This window comes from Fimbriimonas sp. LA-C6, from assembly GCF_055398105.1.
Genome location: NZ_AP038796.1, coordinates 4,050,491 through 4,069,853, shown reverse-complemented (window position 1 = coordinate 4,069,853; position 19,363 = coordinate 4,050,491). Strand labels below are relative to the sequence as shown.

The window sequence follows — 19,363 nt, the reverse complement described above, 5'->3', positions numbered from 1 at the left end:
AAACGAAACTGTCCCTTCCCTACTGAATCCCGCGCTGAGCACCAGCCGCGACCAACAGCCCCACAACATCCGGCTCTTCCGCTAAAAGCGCGTGGTCCAGTGCAGTCCTGCCCGCACTGTCCCTAAGCGAAACATCCGCACCGAGGTCCAACAAAATCTGAATCACGTCAGCCGCGCAGTAAGTAGCCGCATGCATTAAGGCAGTCGTGCCATCAAGTGTCTGCTCGTTTATATCAAAACCTAGCCCACAAACATACGGAACTAGGCGCCGGTCGAAATTCAGCACCGAATAGAGCATCGAACCGCCGCCTTTGCGATACCGATTTCGATGTTCGGAGGTCCTCGCGTTAATATTCGCTCCGCGATCCACGAGATGCTGGACAACTTCTAGTGGAGCGTTCTCCACAGCACACAAGAACGGACTTAAACCAATCGCAGTCACCGCATTTAACTCAGCCCCAGCACCCAACAAGAGTATGGTCATCTCCAGACTAACATTCTTCGACAACAGCGCCCTCATGAGCGCCGTGTTTCCTCGATAAGTTCCGCTACTATCCCTGAGTGACTCTCGGTTCACAACCGCCCCGGCGTCAAGGAGAACCCTCACGCACTCGATATGGCCACTCTCTGCTGCATTCTCTAAAGGAGTTCGTCGGTCACTGCCCACTTCGTCATAAGGCAACCCCCAGTTGATGAGAGTTTGAAGCACATCTGCTTGTCCCCAGGACGCGGCCTCTTTCACCATCTTGCTGGCTTCTCCAGCAAGATATGGATCGGCCCCAAACTCAAGAAGCACTTGAAGAGTCTCTGGCATATTCGCAGAGGCGGCCATGCCCAACAAACTCCTCTGCTCTGAATTGTAAGCTGCCACGACGTTCGCATTAGAGCCGTGTTCCAACAATTTCCGAACCGTGTCAACACTGCGAGAGTGCAGTAGAGACGTGACGAGCAACCCATCCAAGTCGTGTGGGCCAGCCGTTGACAGAAGCCTTTCAACAGCTACCGAATCACCCCAAACAACCGCAGTTTCAAGATCTGTTTCCACTGTAGGAGGCACGTGCGCTCCGGCCGCTATCAGTGCCTCTACAATGCCGGGTTTTCGCGCGTATAAAGCAAGATTCAATGGTCGGTCACCCTTCTCAAGCACTTGGTTTGGATCTGCCCCGTAAGCCAAGAGCAGCTTCACCATCTCCTCATTTCCATATAAGATCGCCTGACCAAGTGGACTCGAATACCAACCCAAACCTGCAATAAGGTTGGGGTTGGCACCAGCTTCCAAGAGGTGGCGTGCTGTCGCTAGATCGTCTTCATCGTGCGAGCCAATGCACATCGCGACGGGATAGCCACCTGTGGAGTCGATGTAATTTGGATTCGCACCGAGCTCAAGTAGGTACTGAACAATCGACTCGCGCTTCCGAAAATTGAGACTAGAGCAAGACGCCCAACACAACGCCTGGTCTCTTGCATCATCAGCCGTAAAAATGCTGAGAGCTAGCTCTACCATCTCAAGGGAGTCCGAATATGCCGCCATTTCAAGGAAGCCATGCCCTTCCTCATCCACGTAGTGCACATCGGCACCGGCGGTGAGGAGGATCAAGGCGATTTCTAGATCTCCACGAATAGCCACCAACAGGAGCATCTCGGATTTGTTGGATACACCTAGGGCCAGCAGTCGCGATACCTCAGCTTGGTTGTTGTTGATGCACGCTTCCCGTAGACGCATGTTGAGATCTATACGCTCCATTGAACTCACCCCGTAAGTATGAGATCCGTTTCCAACAAGCCTAGGACTGCAAGTGCATTAGCTTAAAAGCGCAACTGCTCACAAAGTCCCAGATGGTCCACGAAACCACTCCGCAGATTTACTGTCTTCATGGTAACTTGGTTGCGATTAGGAGACTCTCTTGAACCTGTCGCTTGCGTACTTGCTCATACCGCTTATCTCTCGCACCCACCAAACGCCCCAAAATGTGGGCTACTACATGCAGCCCGCCATTCGCGGGAACACCATCGTTTTCCTCTCGCAGGGGGACCTGTACAAGGTTAGTGCGGAGGGGGGAGTGGCGCATGCCATCACCACGCACGTCTCTCCTCAGTCGCACCCAGCCATCTCACCCGACGGAAAAACCATCGCCTACACGGGTAGCTACGAAGGCTCAAACGACGTCTACACACTCCCAATCGACGGCGGACTTCCCAACCGACTGACTTACGAAGCCCGCATGATCGTCAAAGGTTGGACCAGCGATGGCAAGGTGATCGCCAGCACCAATACCCACACCACCTTCGACGAGACACGCCTAGTCATCATCGACCCCGTCACCCGGAAGCAGTTCCCCACCCCGCTAGCTCAGGCCAGCGAAGGCGATTACGATGCCACCGGCAAGACACTGTTCTTCACAAGGCTCGAATTCCAAGGCAGTTACACCAAACGATACAAAGGTGGCTCGGCCCAAAACCTCTGGAAATACACGGAAGGCACCCCCGAGGCGATTCCGCTCTCAACAGATTTCACGGGCACCAGCAAGACACCCATGTACTGGAAGGGCCGCGTCTACTTCCTCAGCGACCGCGACGGAACCATGAACCTGTGGTCCATGGCCGAGAACGGCAAGGGCCTGAAGCAACACACCCGCTACGCCGGATGGGACATCCAAAGTGCATCCCTCGACGCTGGGCATGTGGTGTACCAACTAGGCGCCGACATCCACGTGTTCGATCTCACCAAAGGCACGGACCAAACCCTGAGCATCACCCTCGATTCCGACCTGGAGCCGATGCGCGAGAAGTGGATCAAGAACGCACCAGACTACATCTCCTTCGTCAAGCCATCCCCCAACGGCGATCGCGTCGCTCTCACGGCGCGCGGGCAGGTGTTTGTTGCTCCCGCAGAACAGGGTCGGTTCATTGAGGTCACCCACAAATCAAGCGTCAGGAACCGATTTGCACGCTTCACACCAGACGGCAAATCCATCATCACCCTCTCAGATGAATCTGGCGAGACCGAATGGTGGAAGCTCCCAGCAAACGGAGTGGGCACACCCGAAAAGCTCACCAAAGGCACCCACGTCCTCACCATGTCCGGCGAGGTCTCACCCGACGGAAAGAAGATCGCTTACGCCGATAAGAACTTCGAGCTGTGGGTCTATGATATCGAGACCAAGAAAACCACGAAGATCGCCACCAGCGCTTGGGACGTAATCGACGCCCCAACATGGTCGCCCGATAGCCAGTGGCTGGCATACCACCTCCCAACGGCAACCTTCGCGCCGATCTATCTGTATTCGGTCAAGACAGGGGTCAGCACCAAGATCACAACGGACCGGTACGACAACAACAGCCCTGCGTTCTCGCCAGACGGAAAGTGGCTCTACTTCCTCTCAGACCGCAACTTCAAGTCGTCCGTCTCATCGCCCTGGGGCCCTAGGCAACCAGAGCCTTACTTCGACGCGCAAACCAAGCTATTCATGATCGGCTTGCAGAAAGGGCTTCGATCACCCTTCCAACCGCACGACGAATTAGAGAAACCAGCCGAGGAGCCCAAACCACCCACTCCTCCAGTCCCAGGCCAGCCTGCAACACCGCCTACTCCGCCGAAAAACGAGATCGACCTGGACGGAATCCAGAACCGCCTGTGGGAAATCCCAGTTCCAGCTGGGAACTACAAGTCTCTCACCGCTACTGCAACCAAACTGTTCTTGCTTAGCTCGCCGGTCGATAAGATGCCGTCTCTGATGTCGCTCGACATCGGCAACACCGAGGTAGCCCTCAAGCCAGTTGCCCCAATGGTGATGGGCTACGAACTGACCCAAGACGGCTCCAAGCTGCTTCTTCAGACACCAGGGGGCCTCGCCTTCGTCCCAACAGCAGCGCCTGTGCCGCCTAAGCCAGTGGACCTCTCCGGCTGGACCTTCAGCCTAAAGCCACAAGATGAATGGCGACAGATGTTCCTCGAATCGTGGCGACTGGAGCGAGACTACTTCTACGATCCCAAGATGCATGGCGTCGACTGGGACAGCATGCTGAAGAAGTATCTCCCACTGGTAGACCGCGTTCGCAGCCGCCCGGAACTCAGCAACCTCATCTCCCAAATGGTAGGCGAACTGGCCGCGCTCCACATCTTTGTGTACGGAGGTGACCTGCCGAAGGCGCTCGACGCCATCTCAGTCAGCTTCCTCGGAGGCACATTCACCAAGGACGAAGCCGCAGGCGGCTACCGAGTGGACAAGATCTACCAAGGCGACCCGGACTTCCCCACCAGCCTGTCCCCTCTCGCACAACCAGGAGTGGAACTTTCGGTGGGCGATATCATCCAAGAGATCAACGGGATCAGCACCTTATCTGCCCCAGATATTGGAGCGCTGTTGAGAAACCAGACCGGCAAACAGGTCCTTCTCAAAGTGAAGGATGCCAAGACAGGAAAGTCGAGAGACTGTATCACGGTCCCCATAAGCGCCACAGATCTGCGCAACTTGCGCACGACCGACTGGGAAATAAGCCGACGCAAGATCGTCGAGGATCAGAGCAAGAACACCATCGGCTATGTTCATCTCCGCGCCATGGGCAAGGACGATATTGCCCAATGGGCCAGGGAGTTCTACCCAGCCTTCAACCGAGCCGGGCTCATCATTGATGTCCGAAACAACGGTGGCGGAAATATCGACAGCTGGATCATCGAGAAACTGCTCCGTAAGGCCTGGATGTACTGGAGCGGTCGCGTCGGCGACTCCTACTGGAACATGCAGTACGCCTTCATGGGACACGTGGTGGTGCTCTGCAACGAGTTCACAGGCTCCGACGGTGAGGCTTTCACTGAAGGCATCAAGCGACTAGGCATCGGCAAAGTGATCGGAACCCGAACCTGGGGCGGTGAGATCTGGCTCTCCAGCAGTAACTTCCTCAACGACGGCGGCATCGCCACCGCCGCCGAGTTCGGAGTCTATGGCCCAGAAGGAACCTGGTTAGTAGAAGGCCACGGCGTGGATCCAGATATCATCGTGGACAACCTGCCCCATGCAACCTATCTGGGCAAAGACACTCAGCTGGATGCAGCCATGGCGTATCTCACAAAGCTGATCAAAGACAAGCCAGTGGTCGTACCGCCTGTTCCGAAGAAGCCAAACAAGTCCTTCCCGGTTAAATCGGGAAGGTAAAGCACTCATAAGGGGCCATTGATGGTCCCTTTAAGTGACTTTTCAGCCCCTTAATAATGGTATCGAGTAGTATCTTGCAGCATGTCTCAAGACCCAAGCTACTACTCGAACTACCCGCGTGCTCAGTCCAATGGCCTCCTCCCCATCCGACCGTCAGGGGTCTATTGGGACTCAATCAATCTCGCAGCCAACCTTATCAAACAGGAGCCACTTCCCTACATCTTGGGCGGGATAACCGTTCTGGTCGTATACTTTGGTCTCACGTTATGCACCATGCTCATCGGCTCGATGGTGGCATACGGCAACCCGATGGGCTGGATGACCCAACAGCCTCCCAGCACCACCTACACAGTTGTCGCTAACGGCTTGAGTTTCCTGATGGGCGGCTTCTACCAGGCGCTCATGGGTGGATTTGTTGCCATGATGTTCTCCCATGTCCAGGGTGAAAAGCCCACCATAGGAACCATCTTCTCCAAATTCAACCGACTCCCGAAGTTCTTTGCCCTCCACCTGCTCTATTTGCTGGCATTCATCCCAGCGCTCATCGTGGTCGGGCTTGTGGCAGCGCTCATCGCCCCGCTTCTTGGCCCCATCGTCGCCTTTCTCATTGTAGCGATCCTAGCATTCGGGCTCTTCCTATTTATCACCGGTCCTCTAACACTTCTACCTGCCATCGGAGCGATGGAAGACCTCAGTCCGATTGAGTCGATCAAATCCGCGTTTGAGCGCACCAAAGGCTCCAGCCTATCCCTCTCAGTACTGATCTTTGTGGCAGCACTCATCGGTGGCATTGGCTCAATTGCATGCTGTATCGGTCTCATCTATACAGTGCCGCTCTACATGCTTATCATCGGTGTGCAGTACTTCTACTTCTCACCATTTAACATTCCAGCAACTCATCAAACACAAGTCGAAATGGGACAACACCCTCCGACGTACTAGTAATCATGCCGAATAGCAATAAGCCACTCTTTGACGAAAAGACACAGGAAAAACTCGCAAAATCGCTTCAACCGACACTTTTCGATCTTGTATCGCTTGTCGCAATCACTAAGCAGTGTCATTGGAACGTCACGGGTCCGAATTTTCGACCCGTCCACCTCTTTCTCGACGAGATCTATGAAACCGTCTCGGAGAACGTCGACACCGTAGCAGAAAGGCTCCTCGTGATCGGCGTCCCCGCCTCCGGACAAGTCCACGATGTCGCCAAGAACACCAAACTCAAAGACGTCCCAACCGGATTCCTCAAAGACACCCAGGCCCTCGAACTCATGACCGACCGACTAGGTGTCGTCATCACCAACACACGCAAACATATGGACGCTATAGAAGATGTCGACACAGTCACTGCCGACATGTTCCATAGCATTGTGGAAGGCCTAGAAAAGCACCACTGGATGCTCCGCTCGCACCTCGTCTAGCCAGAGAAACAGAACGGGGTCACGAACTTAACGTGACCCATCCTGGGTAGAGAAATGAGTGGCCCAAAATAGCCACCCACCGTAACCAGTCTAGTTAAAGGCTGGCACCTTGATGACCAAAAACTCTCCATCCGGGCCAGACTTCCGGCCCAAACTTAAGAAGGTTGCTCGCATCAAATCGTAACTCTGCTCGTCAGGCATAGAAACTTCAAAGGCCGTGTCCTTGTAAGTATCTAAAAGGTTCATGGCCATGTCTTTGGCTTCCTGCTCGGTCATTAGGTCTACCTCGGCACGTGTTAGCGTGCAAGATTGGGAGCCGCGAGTATCCATGGATATCGAATATTCGATACTGACTTAACTCGGCAGAGGATCTTAAATTAAGACTTACCGGTCCGATTATCGACCGTAAGCCAATACCGCAGGATGAGGACCGCATGATCCACATAACTTTGTGGGTCGGTCGACTTTGGAACGACGCTATTCGCTCCTTCCTCGATACATTGAGCCATCTCATTCCGGCTCACACTTTGACTGTGCATCACAATTGGCACAGAGCGAGTTTTCTCATTCTTCCGCAGCGCCCGAAGAACCGCAAGGCCATCCATTCCAGGCAAGTGAAAGTCGAGCACGATAAGCTGCGGTACATCACTGATCGGGGAAAGAAGCACCTCAAGGGCTTCCGCACCATCCCGAAGCAAAATGATCTCGCAACGAACGTCACACCTGGACAAAGCTCTTGTAAAGAGAGCCGCATCATCAGGATTATCTTCAACCAAAACGAGAGAAGGCAGAGAACTATCCATTACTTCTCCACGGATCTAAGCCAAAAAAGAGCTATCTCAAGTGAATGGGCAAGGGATAGAACGGTTCAGTCACCTTATCCGGCGAGTCAGCATGTGGGTTAATGCCACATCCGCATGTTACTGCGTATCCACTGCAATAAGTACATGAATGGATTTTCACTTAAGTTTCTAATAAACACATTAAAGCAAAGAGGTTTTAAGATAGTGTCACAACCCCGGCGGGTCCCGCTCTGTACTCCTTCAGCAAACAAGGTCCATCGAACTCACCTAGAAAGCAACACTTAAACGTGATGCAACCAAGTGTGCTCAAACGCTCGTCTTCAAGGAATCAAGCACAGTGCGAATGTTCCAATCATTCTTCTCAAGCAACTCCTGAGCCTCGTCCTTGGTCACGTTCGTTAGCTCGCAGACAATCCTCGCACAGCGATCCTTCAGTTTCGCATTGTTGGCCTTCACGTCAACCATCAGGTTCTCAACTACCTTGCCACTCAACACCATCGCCGCCGTGCTAATCCGGTTGAGCACCAACTTCTGAGCAGTACCCGCCTTCAAGCGCGTCGAACCCGTCAAAATCTCCGGCCCTGTATCCAAAAAGATCCCAAGATCCGCAGCCTCTAACAAAGGCGTTGAACGGTTATTCGCAATCCCGCAAGTCCAAATACCTTTCTGCGATGCATGCTTCACCGCAGCCACCACAAACTTAGTCACACCGCTCGCAGCGATGCCGATCAGAATATCGCTCGGCGTCAGATGAAGCGCATTCAGAGCCAAAATCGCAGCGTGAGCATCATCCTCAGCGTCCTCAATCGCCACCTGACCAGCGCTATTGCCACCCGCAATCACCGCAACAAAACGATCAGGGTCTAAACCAAAAGTAGGCGGCATCTCCGCGGCGTCCATCGTAGCCATCCGACCACTGGTTCCCGCACCCACATAAACAACCCGCCCGCCTCGCTGAAACGCCTCGGCAGCCTTCTCCGCAACCTCAGCAATCTCAGGCTCCGCTGCTTCCAGAGCATGAATGACAGATCGCTCTTCCTCATTCATCAGCCGCACAATCTGCCTCGCGTTCATCTTATCAAGGCCATATGATCGCGAGTTCCGTGACTCAGTTCCCAATCTGCATCTCCTTTGCTAATTCCACCGCTCCATGCAGGGGTGGCCTGGACAACTTGCTCGTGGTGACCTTCCTGCCACCGAGTGCTTCTTCAACCATTTTCGAAAACGTTTCAGGATAGATACACGGCCCCTTCCAAAGGCCTCCCGCCAAACTAATGCTCACCTTTTCAGCATCAGCGAGATATCTATCAACATGACCCTTCACAACGTCAACTAATTCCCCAAAGTTCCGCGCCAGGCTCTTTGTCGCGTATTCTTCACCTGCCAAAGCATCATTTCCCAACGCCTTTGAAAGCTTACTGAGAATCGATGCAGGCGTAGCAGATTGATAGATTGCGGCGATTATAGGCCCTTCATCGGTGGTTCCAAGCGTTTCCCGCACTGCATTTGTAAGGGTTTTCGAGCTTGACTTGGGATTATCTAGGAAATGGATCAAGGCATCCCGCCCAAAACCGTAGCCAGATCCAAAATCACCCAGGATGTACCCACGCCCCCCACTCTTCACCACCCGCCCTTCACTCAACGAGCAAACCAGCGAACCTGTCCCCGCGATCACACACAGATCAGTGCCCTCAGCAGAAGCATAAAACGCAGCCGTATAGTCCGGCTCCGCACGCACCATAGCACTCGGGAATACTTCCTGAAGAAGCGAAACACCGCGCTCACGAATGTCGTCATTTACCAAACCAGCAAAACATCCGCACACGTAAGTAGGAGTCGGACAGCCGTTGGTAGCAATCTGCAGGCTACGCCGCAGCTTGTGATCCGGCGTCGAAATCAAGTTCGCCGCACCACTGTGACCATGAAAAAGTGAGTGACCGTGCTCGTCAACCGCAAGCACACGGCTTGTTGAACCTCCGCAGTCTAGGCCAACGTAAACGTTCATGAATCCCAAAAGATGGTACCAGTCTTCCCGGTAAGAACCTTAGGTACAACATATCAAGTGATGTAAATGGAAGCGATCACCCAAAGTGACAGGAAGTTGGTGTTGTCGATGAAAACCTTCATTGGCGACGCCGTCATGACCCTGCCGCTCATCACCGAACTCCAACACCACTTCCCCACCCGCTCCATCATCTCATCCCCCGAAATCCTCCAACTGCTGCCTCCTACTACCCAACCCTGGAACCTGGTCCCCTTCCAAAAACGTCACGGCCCCGCAGCGCTCCTTAAACAAGTCCAAGAACTCAAACGCCACCGCTTCGACCTGGTCATCCTCGTAAACCGAAGCTTCCGCAGCGCCCTCATCGCACGCATGGCAGGCATCCCCCGCAGAATAGGCCATCTCACAGAAAGCCGAAACTTCCTCCTCACAGACTGCGTCCCCAACGACTCCACAGACTTCGAAGCCAACGCAATCTCAACACTGGCCAACCCGCTCGGCCTAGTCATCAACTCACCCAAACCCAAGATCCAAATAACCGACCAAGAGCGTGAGAAAGGCAAGCACCTACTACGAGGAGCAACCGTCGGCATCCAACCCGGTGCCAGGTTCACCACCCGTCAACTTCCCAAAGAAGCCGTCATCCATCTCTGCAACGAACTGCATCTAAATGGCCATCGAATCGCCTTCCTAGGCGGCAAAGCAGAACGGGCTCTATCAGAAGAGATCGCCTCCTCCCTCAGCTTCGAACCGACCAATCTAGTGGGCAAAACAGAACTCCGCGAGACCCTCGGCTGCCTAGCCAACCTCCAAGCAATGGTAGGCAGCGACACCGGACTCCTCCATCTCTCAGCAGCCTCGGGCACACCCACCCTACAAGTCTTCGCCAAAGCAGACCCCCGACGTTGGGGCCACCAATACTCCCCCAACCGCGTCATCACCGCCCCAGCAGGACAGATGCAAAATCTCGAAAGCTGCGCCCTCGTCGAAGAAACTATGCGACTCCTAGGTGCCGAGTGAACCGGTTCCTCGCTCTCCTACTGCTCCTTTTCATCGGATACGTCTCGGCTAACGCCGCTGAAGCGATCATCCTCATCCAGCACGACAAAGCAGGACCCAACCTCCCCACCCCAGACTTCATTCACCCCACCTGGATCCTTTGGCCGCGCGAAGATCCAGAAGGGTCCCTCAGCCAGCTCCAATCCCTCACAACAGGAATGGACTGGTCGGGCAACATGAAGAACCTCAACTTCAAACGCACCGGCCCAACCTGGCTGTCCACCAACTACGGTGACCTCCAAAACCAAGGCTACTTTAAGGCCAGAAGCCGAATCATGGGAGCAATCCCAACCCACATCGTCACAAACCCAGCGGCGGTTGTGAGCTACGCCAGCCTCCTTCTGTCACTCACGGAAGACTCCCCAAAAGTCACCCCCCTCCCCTTCACAAAGGAACTCCCCAAGCACGGACTCATCGTCTACGAAGCCGTCGATTGGAACGACACATTCGACATCGTCAAAGCCTGCCACGGTCGAGCACTCATCGTCGAATTCCCAGTCCCCAAGGGCCAAACCTGGACCCGATGCTGGCTCAAAGGAGTCGATTGGCCCCAAGGAGTCCCCGTCGATCACGAAACAAACGTCCCAGGCCTCATACACGCCCGCAACGCCGTCCGACTACTCATCAATCCTCAAACGGCAAACTGGTCCGCCGACACAGCAGGAGCCTGGGGTGGCCCCAACCGCTGGCTCGAACACGGCGACTCGATCTCCCCCATCCTGGAATTCTGCCTGTTCACCTTCACCATCTTGGTCGCAGCAATCGCCCTCTCCCTCGCCGCCAACGAAGATAGCGGCCCCATCTACAGCGCCCTCATCCAACTGATCATCCTCTCACCCGCCATCCTCACACTGAGCGGAACCCTGAGCCACTGGGCAGGGCTAACTTCCTGGCCCCTATGGCTTCTGATAGCCACCTTATGCCTGGGAGGGTTCGCAACAGCGATCAACTGGGCTTTCCAAAGGCACCTCCCCGAAGTCCATCCCCTCTTCGTACCATGCCTCATAGGCCTGGTAACCATAAGCCTCCTAGACCCCGTTTGGTCCGACATGAGCGGCGTCTTCCGCACCTCCCAATCCGACGTCTCAGGAGAATCCCTAGGCGCCTGGATCGCCTACCTAGCAGGTACGTGCACCCTCCTCCGAGGAGGCTCCCACCGACGGGCCTGGATCAGTCGCCTCATAGCCGTCACAGCACTAACCGTCTCAGTCATCGGCAACGTCTGGTGGATCATGAGCCACACCTCAGTCCTAGCAATCCCAGCCGTCTGCCTCCTCGCCTCGGAAGACCTCGTCCGACGCCAGATCGTCTACATCTGCGCCCTCCTACCCTCCAACTGGCTCCCGATCCTCAAATCCGGCATCGCCTGGAACCCAAACGATCTCATATCAAACGTCGCAAACTGGGGCTCATACAACCTAAGACACGTCGTGCTTTTCCTCATCTCACCCGCATTCTTAGGAACGGCGCTCACGGTCTTCGTGATGTACCTCTACGGAAACAAATTCATCGCCTACCGCATGGGACGACTGCTCCAAACCGACCCCAGGCGCAAAGCAATCCTCTGGACAGCCGCCTGCACCGCAGCCATCGGTATCACCGACACAGTAATGCTCCGCGCCAGCCTAACCATCGCCATCGGAGCAGGACTCATGCTCCTGTTCGACGCCCTAAGGTCGCCTGAGCCATTCCTGAAGTCGCTTCGATGATTCAGCACTCGGCTTAGGGTCAATAATCAACTCAAACCGAGACGGCTTGTTCCACACAAGCTGAATATGAAACGTCGCCGTGGTGTCCCCTCGATTAACCACAACCGTCCCCACATTGTTGGAAGCACCGGCTTTGTAGTACAGAAACTCGTCCCCTCGATGAAGTCCAGCACGCACAGCAGCGTCCGTCATCGTGTCAATCCGACCATTCGTCAGATGAAACGGAGCCTCAAAACTACCCTCATCAGGATTCCGAACAAACAGCCCCAAGTGCCTCAACAGCCCGTAAGGCAACTCAGCCGTCGAACGTACCGCCGTGTTGTAAAGGTGGTTCAAGCTCGAAGAACTGACGTCATTGATAGCCGTCAAAACCCCATCCTCCGGATACCCGCCCGCCGACAACGGATACTCGGACCGAAGATACTTGATCACGTCATCCATCGACCGATCCCCACCCGTCTCGTTCCGAATCGCAGCATCCATCAACAGCCCAATCAGTGAGCCCTTGTTGTAATAATCCAGATCCCCATAGTTAAACCCGCCATGCTCCCAAGCAAACCACGAAGCGTCCTCCACGGTCACTTCCTTACGGGTCTTCCCTCGCTGGTAACGCCGAATCTCACGACTGAAAGCATCCAACAACCACGTAGAATCCTTCGCCCCACTCTGATAGCAGTGTCGCTTGGCAAAGTACTCCGTTACACCCTCGGCAAACCACAACGTCTTGGTCCGACAAGCCTGGCTAAAGTCAATCTTCGCCAAGGCACGAGGCCGAATCTCCTTGGCATTCCAAACGTGGAAAAACTCGTGGCAGAAGAATCTGGTCAAGTCAAGATTGGGCTTATTAGGCACATCCAACACACACCCAGACCGATGCTCCAACCCCCCAAAGAAATCCGTCGCCCCCACATGAAACAGAAACTGATACCGAGAAAAGGGAGCGCGCTTCATCATCCGTAGCGCAGGCCTGCACACCGTCCGGATCTCGCTCACCGTCTTGTCAACATTCAGCTGGCTCACTTCACCCGGCTTCGTCACAAAAACCGCTTCAAACTGACGACCTTCCACCGTGAACACCCGCCGCTGGAACTCTCCCATCTGAATCGGCGAATCCACCATCTCCTCATAGTTGGCCGCCGTATAAAGCCCCGTGCCACCTCGTGGCAAATTCAGCGACACCCGCCAACTATTCGGAACATACACCTTCAAACTCACCCGCTCCGCTAGCCGATTAGGCAAGTAAACAAACGCAGCAGGCCCATTCACAAAAGCCACGCTCGGGAAGATACTCGTGCCCACAAAGCCTAGGTTTGGATTCTTCGGAGTCACCCGATAGGTGAAGTTAATCGCACCACGCCCACGAGCCACCTTCCACGTGCGCGGCCCCACCTTCGTGATGGTCAGACTCTTCCCTCTCCGATCATAAGCCCGAGGCTCACTCAGCTTCTCCTCAAAAGTCTGCAACTTATAAAGACCAGGAGTCCAAGCAGGAAGCGAGAAAGTCTCAACGGAACGGGGACGATCAATCGAAACCGTAACACCAAACGACTGACTTTGAGGACTAGCAATAAGGACGTATCGAACAGTTGCACATGCCGAGGCAGGCAAGAGCAATAAACCGGCAATCAGAGAGCGCATAAAAAGTAAACAGGAAGCCAGAACCTAATCACATAGCTGGGGTAAACCGAACAAATGCTCGCTCCTGCGTTCCTCCTAGGCCTTACTTTTGTGAATCTTCAGTCGACAGATCCACGAATTCCAATGCCGAGTGCTAGTGAATGGAAAGATCCTGGCTTTCTCAAAGTAGTTTGGATTCAATCGCCCAATTTTGGCAAGCGCCCGGGGGGCATTTGCGACGTAGACACCATTGTAGTTCACTCGACTGTCATCCCCACGCTACAAAAAACCACCGCTGCCTTCCAACGAGGCGAGAAAGTCAACAACAATCCTGTCAGCGCGCACTTCACCATAGGAAAAGACGGGAGCATCGTCAAGAACGTTACGACCTTTGCACGAGCATGGCATGCAGGCGTCAGCGTCGGCCCCACAGGACGCAAAAACGTGAACGACTACTCCATAGGAATCGAACTGGTCAACCTCAACGACGGCAAAGACCCATACCCCGACGCCCAAATCTTAGCCCTCAAAGGCATCATCGCGGAAATGAAACGCCGCTTCCCCATCCGACAGATCGTCAGCCACGAATACATCGCCCTACCCAAAGGCCGCAAGAACGATCCGATGGGGTTCCCCTGGGAAAAGTTGGAGGATTTGAAACTCCCCATCTTCAAAGGGCCAAAGCCCTAAACCGCTTCAGCGGTACCATAAACACATGGCATCCACACCGAAAGAAACCGCGCGCGTCATCATCGCCCGAGATTCCCAAAGGGATATCAAGATTCGCGGCCTGGAAATCTTCGTGGACGGAGACTTCAAAAAAGACCTGCTGTTCGGCAAAGAACTCCCACTAGAACTAGAAGCCGGCAAGCACGCCATCAAAGTAACCAACCGCCTCTACACCGAAGAGATCGACATCGACCTCAAACCAGGCGAAACCACCAACATCCAAGTAGGCAACTTCGTCACAGGCTTAGGGGCCATCATGATGGGCATCCTAGGCACCGGCCCCTACAAAGTCTTCATCGAAAAAGTCGCCTAAGCATCAGGCGAGGAGAGGCATCGCCGATTCAAGATCTGCAATCAGATCAGCCGCCTCTTCCAAACCACAGTACAGCCGCACCAAATGGCGAGGGCTCGAATAATCCTGCGGCTGAATCGACAGCGGAACCACCAGGCTCTCAAAACCGCCCCAACTGATACCCCGACCAAACCATTCCAGCTGATCCGCGAACGCCCTCAGTTTGCCCGGATCCTGCGTCTTCGGCTCGAACGACAGCAAACCGCCAGTCCCGCGCAAGTACTTCTCCACCAAATGACGCTGAGGATTGCTCGCCAACCCAACATGGTGAACCGTCTCAATCTCCGGCCGAGCCTCTAGCCAATTGGCCACAAAATTCGCCGTCTCCTCATGCTGCTTCATCCGCAGCTTCAAGGTCCGCATCCCACGGTTCATCAGCCACGCACTGAACGGGTGCATGATGTTCCCCAGCAAATTGACCTCGTTCATCATGATGTGGTCAATCCGCTTCCGGTCAGCCACAATGGCTCCACCCGTAATATCACTGTGTCCACCCAAATACTTGGTGCAACTGTGACAAACAATATCCACCCCAAACTCAGCAGGGTTCATATGGATCGGCGAGTTATACGTATTGTCAAAGATCGTGACAATCCCCTTCTCGCGAGCAATCTTGGTGATCGCGGACACATCCTGCATCCGGAAAAGAATGCTGCTGGGCGACTCCAAATAGATAGCCTTCGTCTCAGGGCGAATATGGTCGGCAACGTCTGCAACGTTCGCCCCATCCACATAACTCACAGAAACGCCAAACCGCTCCAAATAGGTGCTACAGAAAGTCCGAACCGGACCATAACACGTATCCACCACGATCAAATGAGAACCCTGCTCCACGCAGTTGATGATCGCCGTACCAATCGCGCCCATCCCAGAGCCGATCACCTTGCACGCTTCCATCCCCTCTAGCTTCGCAATCTTCTGCTCAACCACATCCAAGGTCGGGTTCGAAAGGCGGCTGTAGTGGTGAGGAGGTCCACCCGGCTTCTCCATCATCGCCTTCAACAACTCTTCGGAAGTCTCAAAAACGAACAGGGAGTTCTGAAACAGCGGCGGGGTCACGGCCCCTTTGATCTTCTCTTCTTCTGCGTAGTGGGAGAGGAGGGTGTTCACCCCAACCTCATCAAAGCGGTCCATTAGCTCCACATTGTTACTGATTTCAGGCGCAAAACACCCAGCCCCTAACCCAACCAAAACGCATTCGCGCAACAATTTGCCCGAAAGTGCCTCAAGCGGTTAAGAGAGAGGGGTAAACTGGCTAATTCCGGAATCTCGCCTTATGCTGCCAAGTCCAGACATCCTGAACAACTACGAACACGGAAAATTCGTGCTCTCCAACCTAGCGGCAAAGCGTGCAAAGCAGCTCCGCGAAGGCGCACCTGCACTGGTACAGATCGATTCGACTCACCCCCTGACGATCGCTCTTGCCGAAATTGCCGCTGGCAAAATCAAACCGATTATGCCAAACGTTAACGACGCGTTTGAGAACATTGATGACACACCAACCCTGCTGATCGACGAAACGTTGCCAGCAGAGCTCGGAATGCTCCTCCCTGCACTCGATGAAACTGAGGCTGCACTCATTTCAAGCGCAGCGCTGGAAGAGGATCACGATCCAGAGCTAGACGGCGAAGAGAGCCTGAGCCTCTCCGACCTGGTTGGCGAGGAAGACGAAGAGGACGTGGTCGCTGTGGCCGGCGAAGACGACACCCTTTCGCTCTCCGATATTGCTGAAGCTGAAACGGCCGAAGAAGAAGGCGAAGAAGAATAACCTATGGCTCATCGGGATCCTTATGAGGTCCTGGGGGTCGCACGAGATGCGGCTGCCGACGAAATCAAGTCGGCATACCGTCGCTTAGCTCGGCGATTTCACCCAGACGTAAATCCAAACGATCCTGAGGCCGAAGAAAAGTTCAAGGAGATCGGAGAGGCATACTCAATCCTCTCCGATCCAGAAAAACGCGAACGATTCGACCGATATGGATCTGCTGACCAACAGGCAACCGGAGACTTCTTCGGTGGTCAGGCCGGAGGCTTCACCGATCTGTTCGATATGTTCTTCGGAGGCGGCCAACAAGCTGGCGGACGACGAACACGAGGACGAGACGGCGACGACCTCACCACGAACCTCGAACTCACCCTCATCGATGTTCTAAACGGCGTCCAGCGCGAAATCACCATCGAACGCATGACCGAATGCGGCTCATGCGCGGGGACCGGTAGCGACGGCGGCAAAACACCCGAAACCTGTGGCACCTGCCGAGGCCAAGGCATCGTTGGAACCGTCCGAAACACCTTCTTGGGCCAAGTCCGCACCACCACAACCTGCCCAACCTGCCACGGCGAAGGCCAGATCATCAAGAACCCATGTAAGGTCTGCCGAGGTCGAGGGGTCACCCCCAAAGACGAACGCGTCCTTCTCAATATTCCTGCAGGCGTGGATGATGGGTCAACCATGCACCTCCCCGCACAAGGCCACGAAGGCAGCGGCGGCGGAAGACCAGGCGATCTCTACGTAGTGCTGCGAGTCAAACGCGATGCCAGATTCGAACGACGCGGTCAAACCCTGATCACTGCACTCGAACTCACCTTCGCACAAGCAGCCCTCGGAGACCAACTCCAAATCGAAGGCGTCGACTCTGTTCTGAACCTGGAGATCCCCTCCGGCACCCAACCGAACAAGCAGATCGCAATCAAAGGCGCCGGACTCCCACCCCTCCACGGCGGCAAACGCGGCGACCTTATCGTACAAGTCATGGTCAAAGTCCCCGAGAAGCTCTCCGAGGCCGAAGCAAAACTCATCAAAGAGTTCGCAGAGCTACGCGGTGAAGCCATCCCCAAGGGCGACGAAAAAGGAGGCATCCTCGGTGGCCTCTTCGGAAAGAAGAAATGAGCTGGATCGAAGTAAAGGCGCGGTACGAACCCGCGCCCGCCGATATGTCGCCCTTCATCGACATCTTCCTCAACTACGGTATTGAAAACACCCTCGAAGATGGCGGGCAACTCATCGGCTGCCTCGTAGATGTCGAAGGCTCCCAAGAGCGAGTCGACGAACTCCAAGCAGCCCTAGAAAACTCCGGCGCAACCGAGATATCCATCAAGCCACTGGAAGAAGTCAACTGGGAAGAAGCCTGGAAGCAGTTCTTCAAACCCCGCCGAGTCGGTAAGAAGTTCCTCATCCGACCAACCTGGGAAGAGTTCGCCTCCGAACCAGGAGACATGGTCATCGTGCTCGACCCCGGTCAGGCATTCGGAACCGGCGACCACCCCACCACCCGCATGTGCCTCGAACTCATGGAGGCCGTCCCAATCGAAGGCAAAACCGTCGCCGACATCGGCTGCGGCAGCGGAATCCTAGCCGTAGGTGCCTGCCTCATGAACGCCGCATCCGTGGAAGCCGTCGACATCGACCCCCTCGCGGTAGAAGTGGCCAAAGAGAACGCCGCTATCAACAACGTCAGCTTCCGAGCCATCGCAGGTGAAGGCGTCATCGCCCTCCTAGACGACGCAGCAGCAAACGCCAGCGCCGGAACCATCGTTCAACAAGACGACGCCCCCCTCACCGGAGACGTCAAGCCCTCCACCGAACTCAAATCGGCCGACCGCCAATTCGATCTCGTGATCAGCAACATCATCAGTGCCACGCTCATCCGGATCTCCCCAGACGTCGCCCTGATCACCAAACCCAGCGGATACTGGATCGTCAGCGGCATCATCGTCCAAAACTGGCCCGATGTCCTGGAAGCAGCCGGTAAAGTGGGATTCACCCTAGAGCAGCGATTGGAAGAAGACGGTTGGGTGGCGGCCCGCTTCATAAAAGCATGATCCCCATCCGCGCACTGCCCCGCCTCTTCATCCCTGGCGCCGACGCCTCCGGCCCCATCGACATCCCTCAGGAAGAGATCGATAAACTCCGCAAAGTCCTCCGGCTCAGCGCAGGCGCACAAATCGCCATCCTCCCCAACGACGGCACCCTCATCCGCTGCGAGTTCCAAAACAAAATCGCCATCCCCCAAGAAGTGCTCTACCCCAAGGTAGAAGCCGATCTGAAACTCACCCTCATCCAAGCCCTCCCCAAAGGCGACAAAATGGACGAAATCGTCCGCTCCTGCACCTCAATCGGAGTAGCCCGTTTCGTGGTCTTTCCTAGCGAACGAACCATCGTCAGATGGGACGAAAAGAAGACCGCCGACCGAGTCCGCCGCCTAGAAACCATCGCCAGAGAAGCCGCCGAAGTCTCCTTCCGAACCCAGATCCCTGTCTTCGAAGTAGCCAAAGACCTCCAAGAAGTCCTCAAATCCTTCCCCAACGCAACCGTCCTCAGCGAAGTAGAAGGCGAATCCAAACCCCTCAAAGCCCAAGGCTCCGAAATGGAAATCATAGTGGGCCCCGAAGGCGGCTGGTCCCCCAAAGAGCTAACCCAAATAGGCCCAAGAGGCATCACCCTAGGCCCCCGAGTCCTAAGAGTAGACCACGCCGGAGCCGCCGCAGCAGCCATCCTACTCCTAAACCACGCCTAGC

The 19,363-nt window shown here is 55.0% G+C and carries 18 protein-coding genes; 11 read left to right on the top strand and 7 right to left on the bottom strand.

Going from position 1 to position 19,363, the window contains the following annotated elements; translation table 11 throughout:
• Positions 1 to 19: 19 nt before the first annotated feature.
• Positions 20 to 1,723: an ankyrin repeat domain-containing protein gene (locus ACZ51B_RS18720; protein WP_464294862.1), complete on the bottom strand. Its 1,704-nt coding sequence runs from the start codon at positions 1,721 to 1,723 to the stop codon at positions 20 to 22.
• A gap of 181 nt (positions 1,724 to 1,904) precedes the next feature.
• Between ACZ51B_RS18720 and ACZ51B_RS18715 the strand changes: the two genes are divergently transcribed.
• The 3 genes from ACZ51B_RS18715 (at position 1,905) to ACZ51B_RS18705 (ending at position 6,574) form a co-directional block, all read left to right on the top strand.
• Positions 1,905 to 5,153 carry a S41 family peptidase gene (locus tag ACZ51B_RS18715; protein WP_464294861.1) on the top strand — a complete coding sequence of 1,083 codons (3,249 nt, stop codon included), beginning with the start codon at positions 1,905 to 1,907 and terminating at the stop codon, positions 5,151 to 5,153.
• Positions 5,154 to 5,234: 81 nt separating this feature from the next.
• Positions 5,235 to 6,095, top strand: a complete 861-nt coding sequence (locus ACZ51B_RS18710) for a hypothetical protein (RefSeq protein WP_464294860.1) — start codon at positions 5,235 to 5,237, stop codon at positions 6,093 to 6,095.
• Between the two features lie 5 nt (positions 6,096 to 6,100).
• The gene (locus ACZ51B_RS18705) at positions 6,101 to 6,574 is read left to right on the top strand and encodes a Dps family protein (protein ID WP_464294859.1); all 474 of its coding nucleotides are present in this window, start codon (positions 6,101 to 6,103) and stop codon (positions 6,572 to 6,574) included.
• A gap of 90 nt (positions 6,575 to 6,664) precedes the next feature.
• Here the strand turns inward: ACZ51B_RS18705 and ACZ51B_RS18700 are convergent, their stop codons facing one another.
• The 4 genes from ACZ51B_RS18700 to ACZ51B_RS18685 form a co-directional block, all read right to left on the bottom strand.
• Entirely contained in the window at positions 6,665 to 6,850 is a 186-nt protein-coding gene (locus ACZ51B_RS18700; RefSeq protein ID WP_464294858.1) for a hypothetical protein, read from the bottom strand.
• 101 nt (positions 6,851 to 6,951) lie between these two features.
• Positions 6,952 to 7,377 carry a response regulator gene (locus ACZ51B_RS18695; protein ID WP_464294857.1) on the bottom strand — a complete coding sequence of 142 codons (426 nt, stop codon included), beginning with the start codon at positions 7,375 to 7,377 and terminating at the stop codon, positions 6,952 to 6,954.
• A 306-nt stretch (positions 7,378 to 7,683) separates the two neighbouring features.
• Complete coding sequence (locus ACZ51B_RS18690; RefSeq protein ID WP_464294856.1) at positions 7,684 to 8,451, bottom strand: N-acetylmuramic acid 6-phosphate etherase; 768 nt, start codon at positions 8,449 to 8,451, stop codon at positions 7,684 to 7,686.
• A gap of 34 nt (positions 8,452 to 8,485) precedes the next feature.
• The gene (locus tag ACZ51B_RS18685; RefSeq protein ID WP_464294855.1) at positions 8,486 to 9,382 is read right to left on the bottom strand and encodes an N-acetylglucosamine kinase; all 897 of its coding nucleotides are present in this window, start codon (positions 9,380 to 9,382) and stop codon (positions 8,486 to 8,488) included.
• 108 nt (positions 9,383 to 9,490) lie between these two features.
• On the opposite strand from ACZ51B_RS18685, the gene ACZ51B_RS18680 reads away from it, so the two are divergent.
• On the top strand, positions 9,491 to 10,399 hold the full coding sequence (locus ACZ51B_RS18680) for a glycosyltransferase family 9 protein (protein WP_464294854.1): 909 nt from the start codon (positions 9,491 to 9,493) through the stop codon (positions 10,397 to 10,399).
• Complete coding sequence (locus tag ACZ51B_RS18675) at positions 10,396 to 12,147, top strand: hypothetical protein (RefSeq protein ID WP_464294853.1); 1,752 nt, start codon at positions 10,396 to 10,398, stop codon at positions 12,145 to 12,147. Before ACZ51B_RS18680 ends, ACZ51B_RS18675 begins: the two co-directional genes overlap by 4 nt.
• On the opposite strand, the gene ACZ51B_RS18670 is transcribed toward ACZ51B_RS18675, so the two are convergent.
• Positions 12,109 to 13,785: a M61 family metallopeptidase gene (locus ACZ51B_RS18670; RefSeq protein ID WP_464294852.1), complete on the bottom strand. Its 1,677-nt coding sequence runs from the start codon at positions 13,783 to 13,785 to the stop codon at positions 12,109 to 12,111. The two genes, ACZ51B_RS18675 and ACZ51B_RS18670, sit on opposite strands and share 39 nt — an antisense overlap.
• A gap of 54 nt (positions 13,786 to 13,839) precedes the next feature.
• Between ACZ51B_RS18670 and ACZ51B_RS18665 the strand changes: the two genes are divergently transcribed.
• Together ACZ51B_RS18665 and ACZ51B_RS18660 are read left to right on the top strand one after the other, a co-directional pair.
• A complete protein-coding gene (locus ACZ51B_RS18665) occupies positions 13,840 to 14,454 on the top strand; it encodes an N-acetylmuramoyl-L-alanine amidase (protein WP_464294851.1) in 615 nt (204 codons plus the stop codon).
• 25 nt (positions 14,455 to 14,479) lie between these two features.
• Positions 14,480 to 14,806, top strand: coding sequence for a hypothetical protein (locus tag ACZ51B_RS18660; RefSeq protein WP_464294850.1), 327 nt, complete (start codon positions 14,480 to 14,482; stop codon positions 14,804 to 14,806).
• A 3-nt stretch (positions 14,807 to 14,809) separates the two neighbouring features.
• On the opposite strand, the gene ACZ51B_RS18655 is transcribed toward ACZ51B_RS18660, so the two are convergent.
• Positions 14,810 to 16,051, bottom strand: coding sequence for a trans-sulfuration enzyme family protein (locus ACZ51B_RS18655; protein WP_464294849.1), 1,242 nt, complete (start codon positions 16,049 to 16,051; stop codon positions 14,810 to 14,812).
• Between the two features lie 70 nt (positions 16,052 to 16,121).
• On the opposite strand from ACZ51B_RS18655, the gene rpoZ reads away from it, so the two are divergent.
• Genes rpoZ through ACZ51B_RS18635 form a run of 4 tightly spaced genes read left to right on the top strand, consistent with a single transcriptional unit; the run spans position 16,122 to position 19,362 of the window.
• Positions 16,122 to 16,613 (top strand): DNA-directed RNA polymerase subunit omega, encoded by a 492-nt coding sequence (gene rpoZ, locus ACZ51B_RS18650; protein ID WP_464294848.1) that lies wholly within the window; start codon positions 16,122 to 16,124, stop codon positions 16,611 to 16,613.
• Between the two features lie 3 nt (positions 16,614 to 16,616).
• Entirely contained in the window at positions 16,617 to 17,735 is a 1,119-nt protein-coding gene (dnaJ, locus tag ACZ51B_RS18645; protein WP_464294847.1) for a molecular chaperone DnaJ, read from the top strand.
• Positions 17,732 to 18,667, top strand: coding sequence for a 50S ribosomal protein L11 methyltransferase (locus ACZ51B_RS18640; protein ID WP_464294846.1), 936 nt, complete (start codon positions 17,732 to 17,734; stop codon positions 18,665 to 18,667). The genes dnaJ and ACZ51B_RS18640 overlap by 4 nt, the downstream gene beginning before the upstream one ends.
• Complete coding sequence (locus ACZ51B_RS18635; protein WP_464294845.1) at positions 18,664 to 19,362, top strand: RsmE family RNA methyltransferase; 699 nt, start codon at positions 18,664 to 18,666, stop codon at positions 19,360 to 19,362. Before ACZ51B_RS18640 ends, ACZ51B_RS18635 begins: the two co-directional genes overlap by 4 nt.
• The last annotated feature ends 1 nt before the right edge of the window (position 19,363 follow it).

Excerpts from the sequence above, each read along its gene's own strand:
- ACZ51B_RS18690 (WP_464294856.1), bottom strand. The coding sequence starts at position 8,451 with ATGAACGCGAGGCAGATTGTGCGGCTGATGAATGAGGAAGAGCGATCT.
- rpoZ (WP_464294848.1), top strand. The coding sequence starts at position 16,122 with ATGCTGCCAAGTCCAGACATCCTGAACAACTACGAACACGGAAAATTC.
- ACZ51B_RS18670 (WP_464294852.1), bottom strand. The coding sequence starts at position 13,785 with ATGCGCTCTCTGATTGCCGGTTTATTGCTCTTGCCTGCCTCGGCATGT.
- ACZ51B_RS18660 (WP_464294850.1), top strand. The coding sequence starts at position 14,480 with ATGGCATCCACACCGAAAGAAACCGCGCGCGTCATCATCGCCCGAGAT.
- ACZ51B_RS18640 (WP_464294846.1), top strand. The coding sequence starts at position 17,732 with ATGAGCTGGATCGAAGTAAAGGCGCGGTACGAACCCGCGCCCGCCGAT.
- ACZ51B_RS18635 (WP_464294845.1), top strand. The coding sequence starts at position 18,664 with ATGATCCCCATCCGCGCACTGCCCCGCCTCTTCATCCCTGGCGCCGAC.
- ACZ51B_RS18680 (WP_464294854.1), top strand. The coding sequence starts at position 9,491 with ATGAAAACCTTCATTGGCGACGCCGTCATGACCCTGCCGCTCATCACC.
- dnaJ (WP_464294847.1), top strand. The coding sequence starts at position 16,617 with ATGGCTCATCGGGATCCTTATGAGGTCCTGGGGGTCGCACGAGATGCG.
- ACZ51B_RS18685 (WP_464294855.1), bottom strand. The coding sequence starts at position 9,382 with ATGAACGTTTACGTTGGCCTAGACTGCGGAGGTTCAACAAGCCGTGTG.
- ACZ51B_RS18665 (WP_464294851.1), top strand. The coding sequence starts at position 13,840 with ATGCTCGCTCCTGCGTTCCTCCTAGGCCTTACTTTTGTGAATCTTCAG.
- ACZ51B_RS18710 (WP_464294860.1), top strand. The coding sequence starts at position 5,235 with ATGTCTCAAGACCCAAGCTACTACTCGAACTACCCGCGTGCTCAGTCC.
- ACZ51B_RS18720 (WP_464294862.1), bottom strand. The coding sequence starts at position 1,723 with ATGCGTCTACGGGAAGCGTGCATCAACAACAACCAAGCTGAGGTATCG.
- ACZ51B_RS18705 (WP_464294859.1), top strand. The coding sequence starts at position 6,101 with ATGCCGAATAGCAATAAGCCACTCTTTGACGAAAAGACACAGGAAAAA.
- ACZ51B_RS18695 (WP_464294857.1), bottom strand. The coding sequence starts at position 7,377 with ATGGATAGTTCTCTGCCTTCTCTCGTTTTGGTTGAAGATAATCCTGAT.
- ACZ51B_RS18700 (WP_464294858.1), bottom strand. The coding sequence starts at position 6,850 with ATGACCGAGCAGGAAGCCAAAGACATGGCCATGAACCTTTTAGATACT.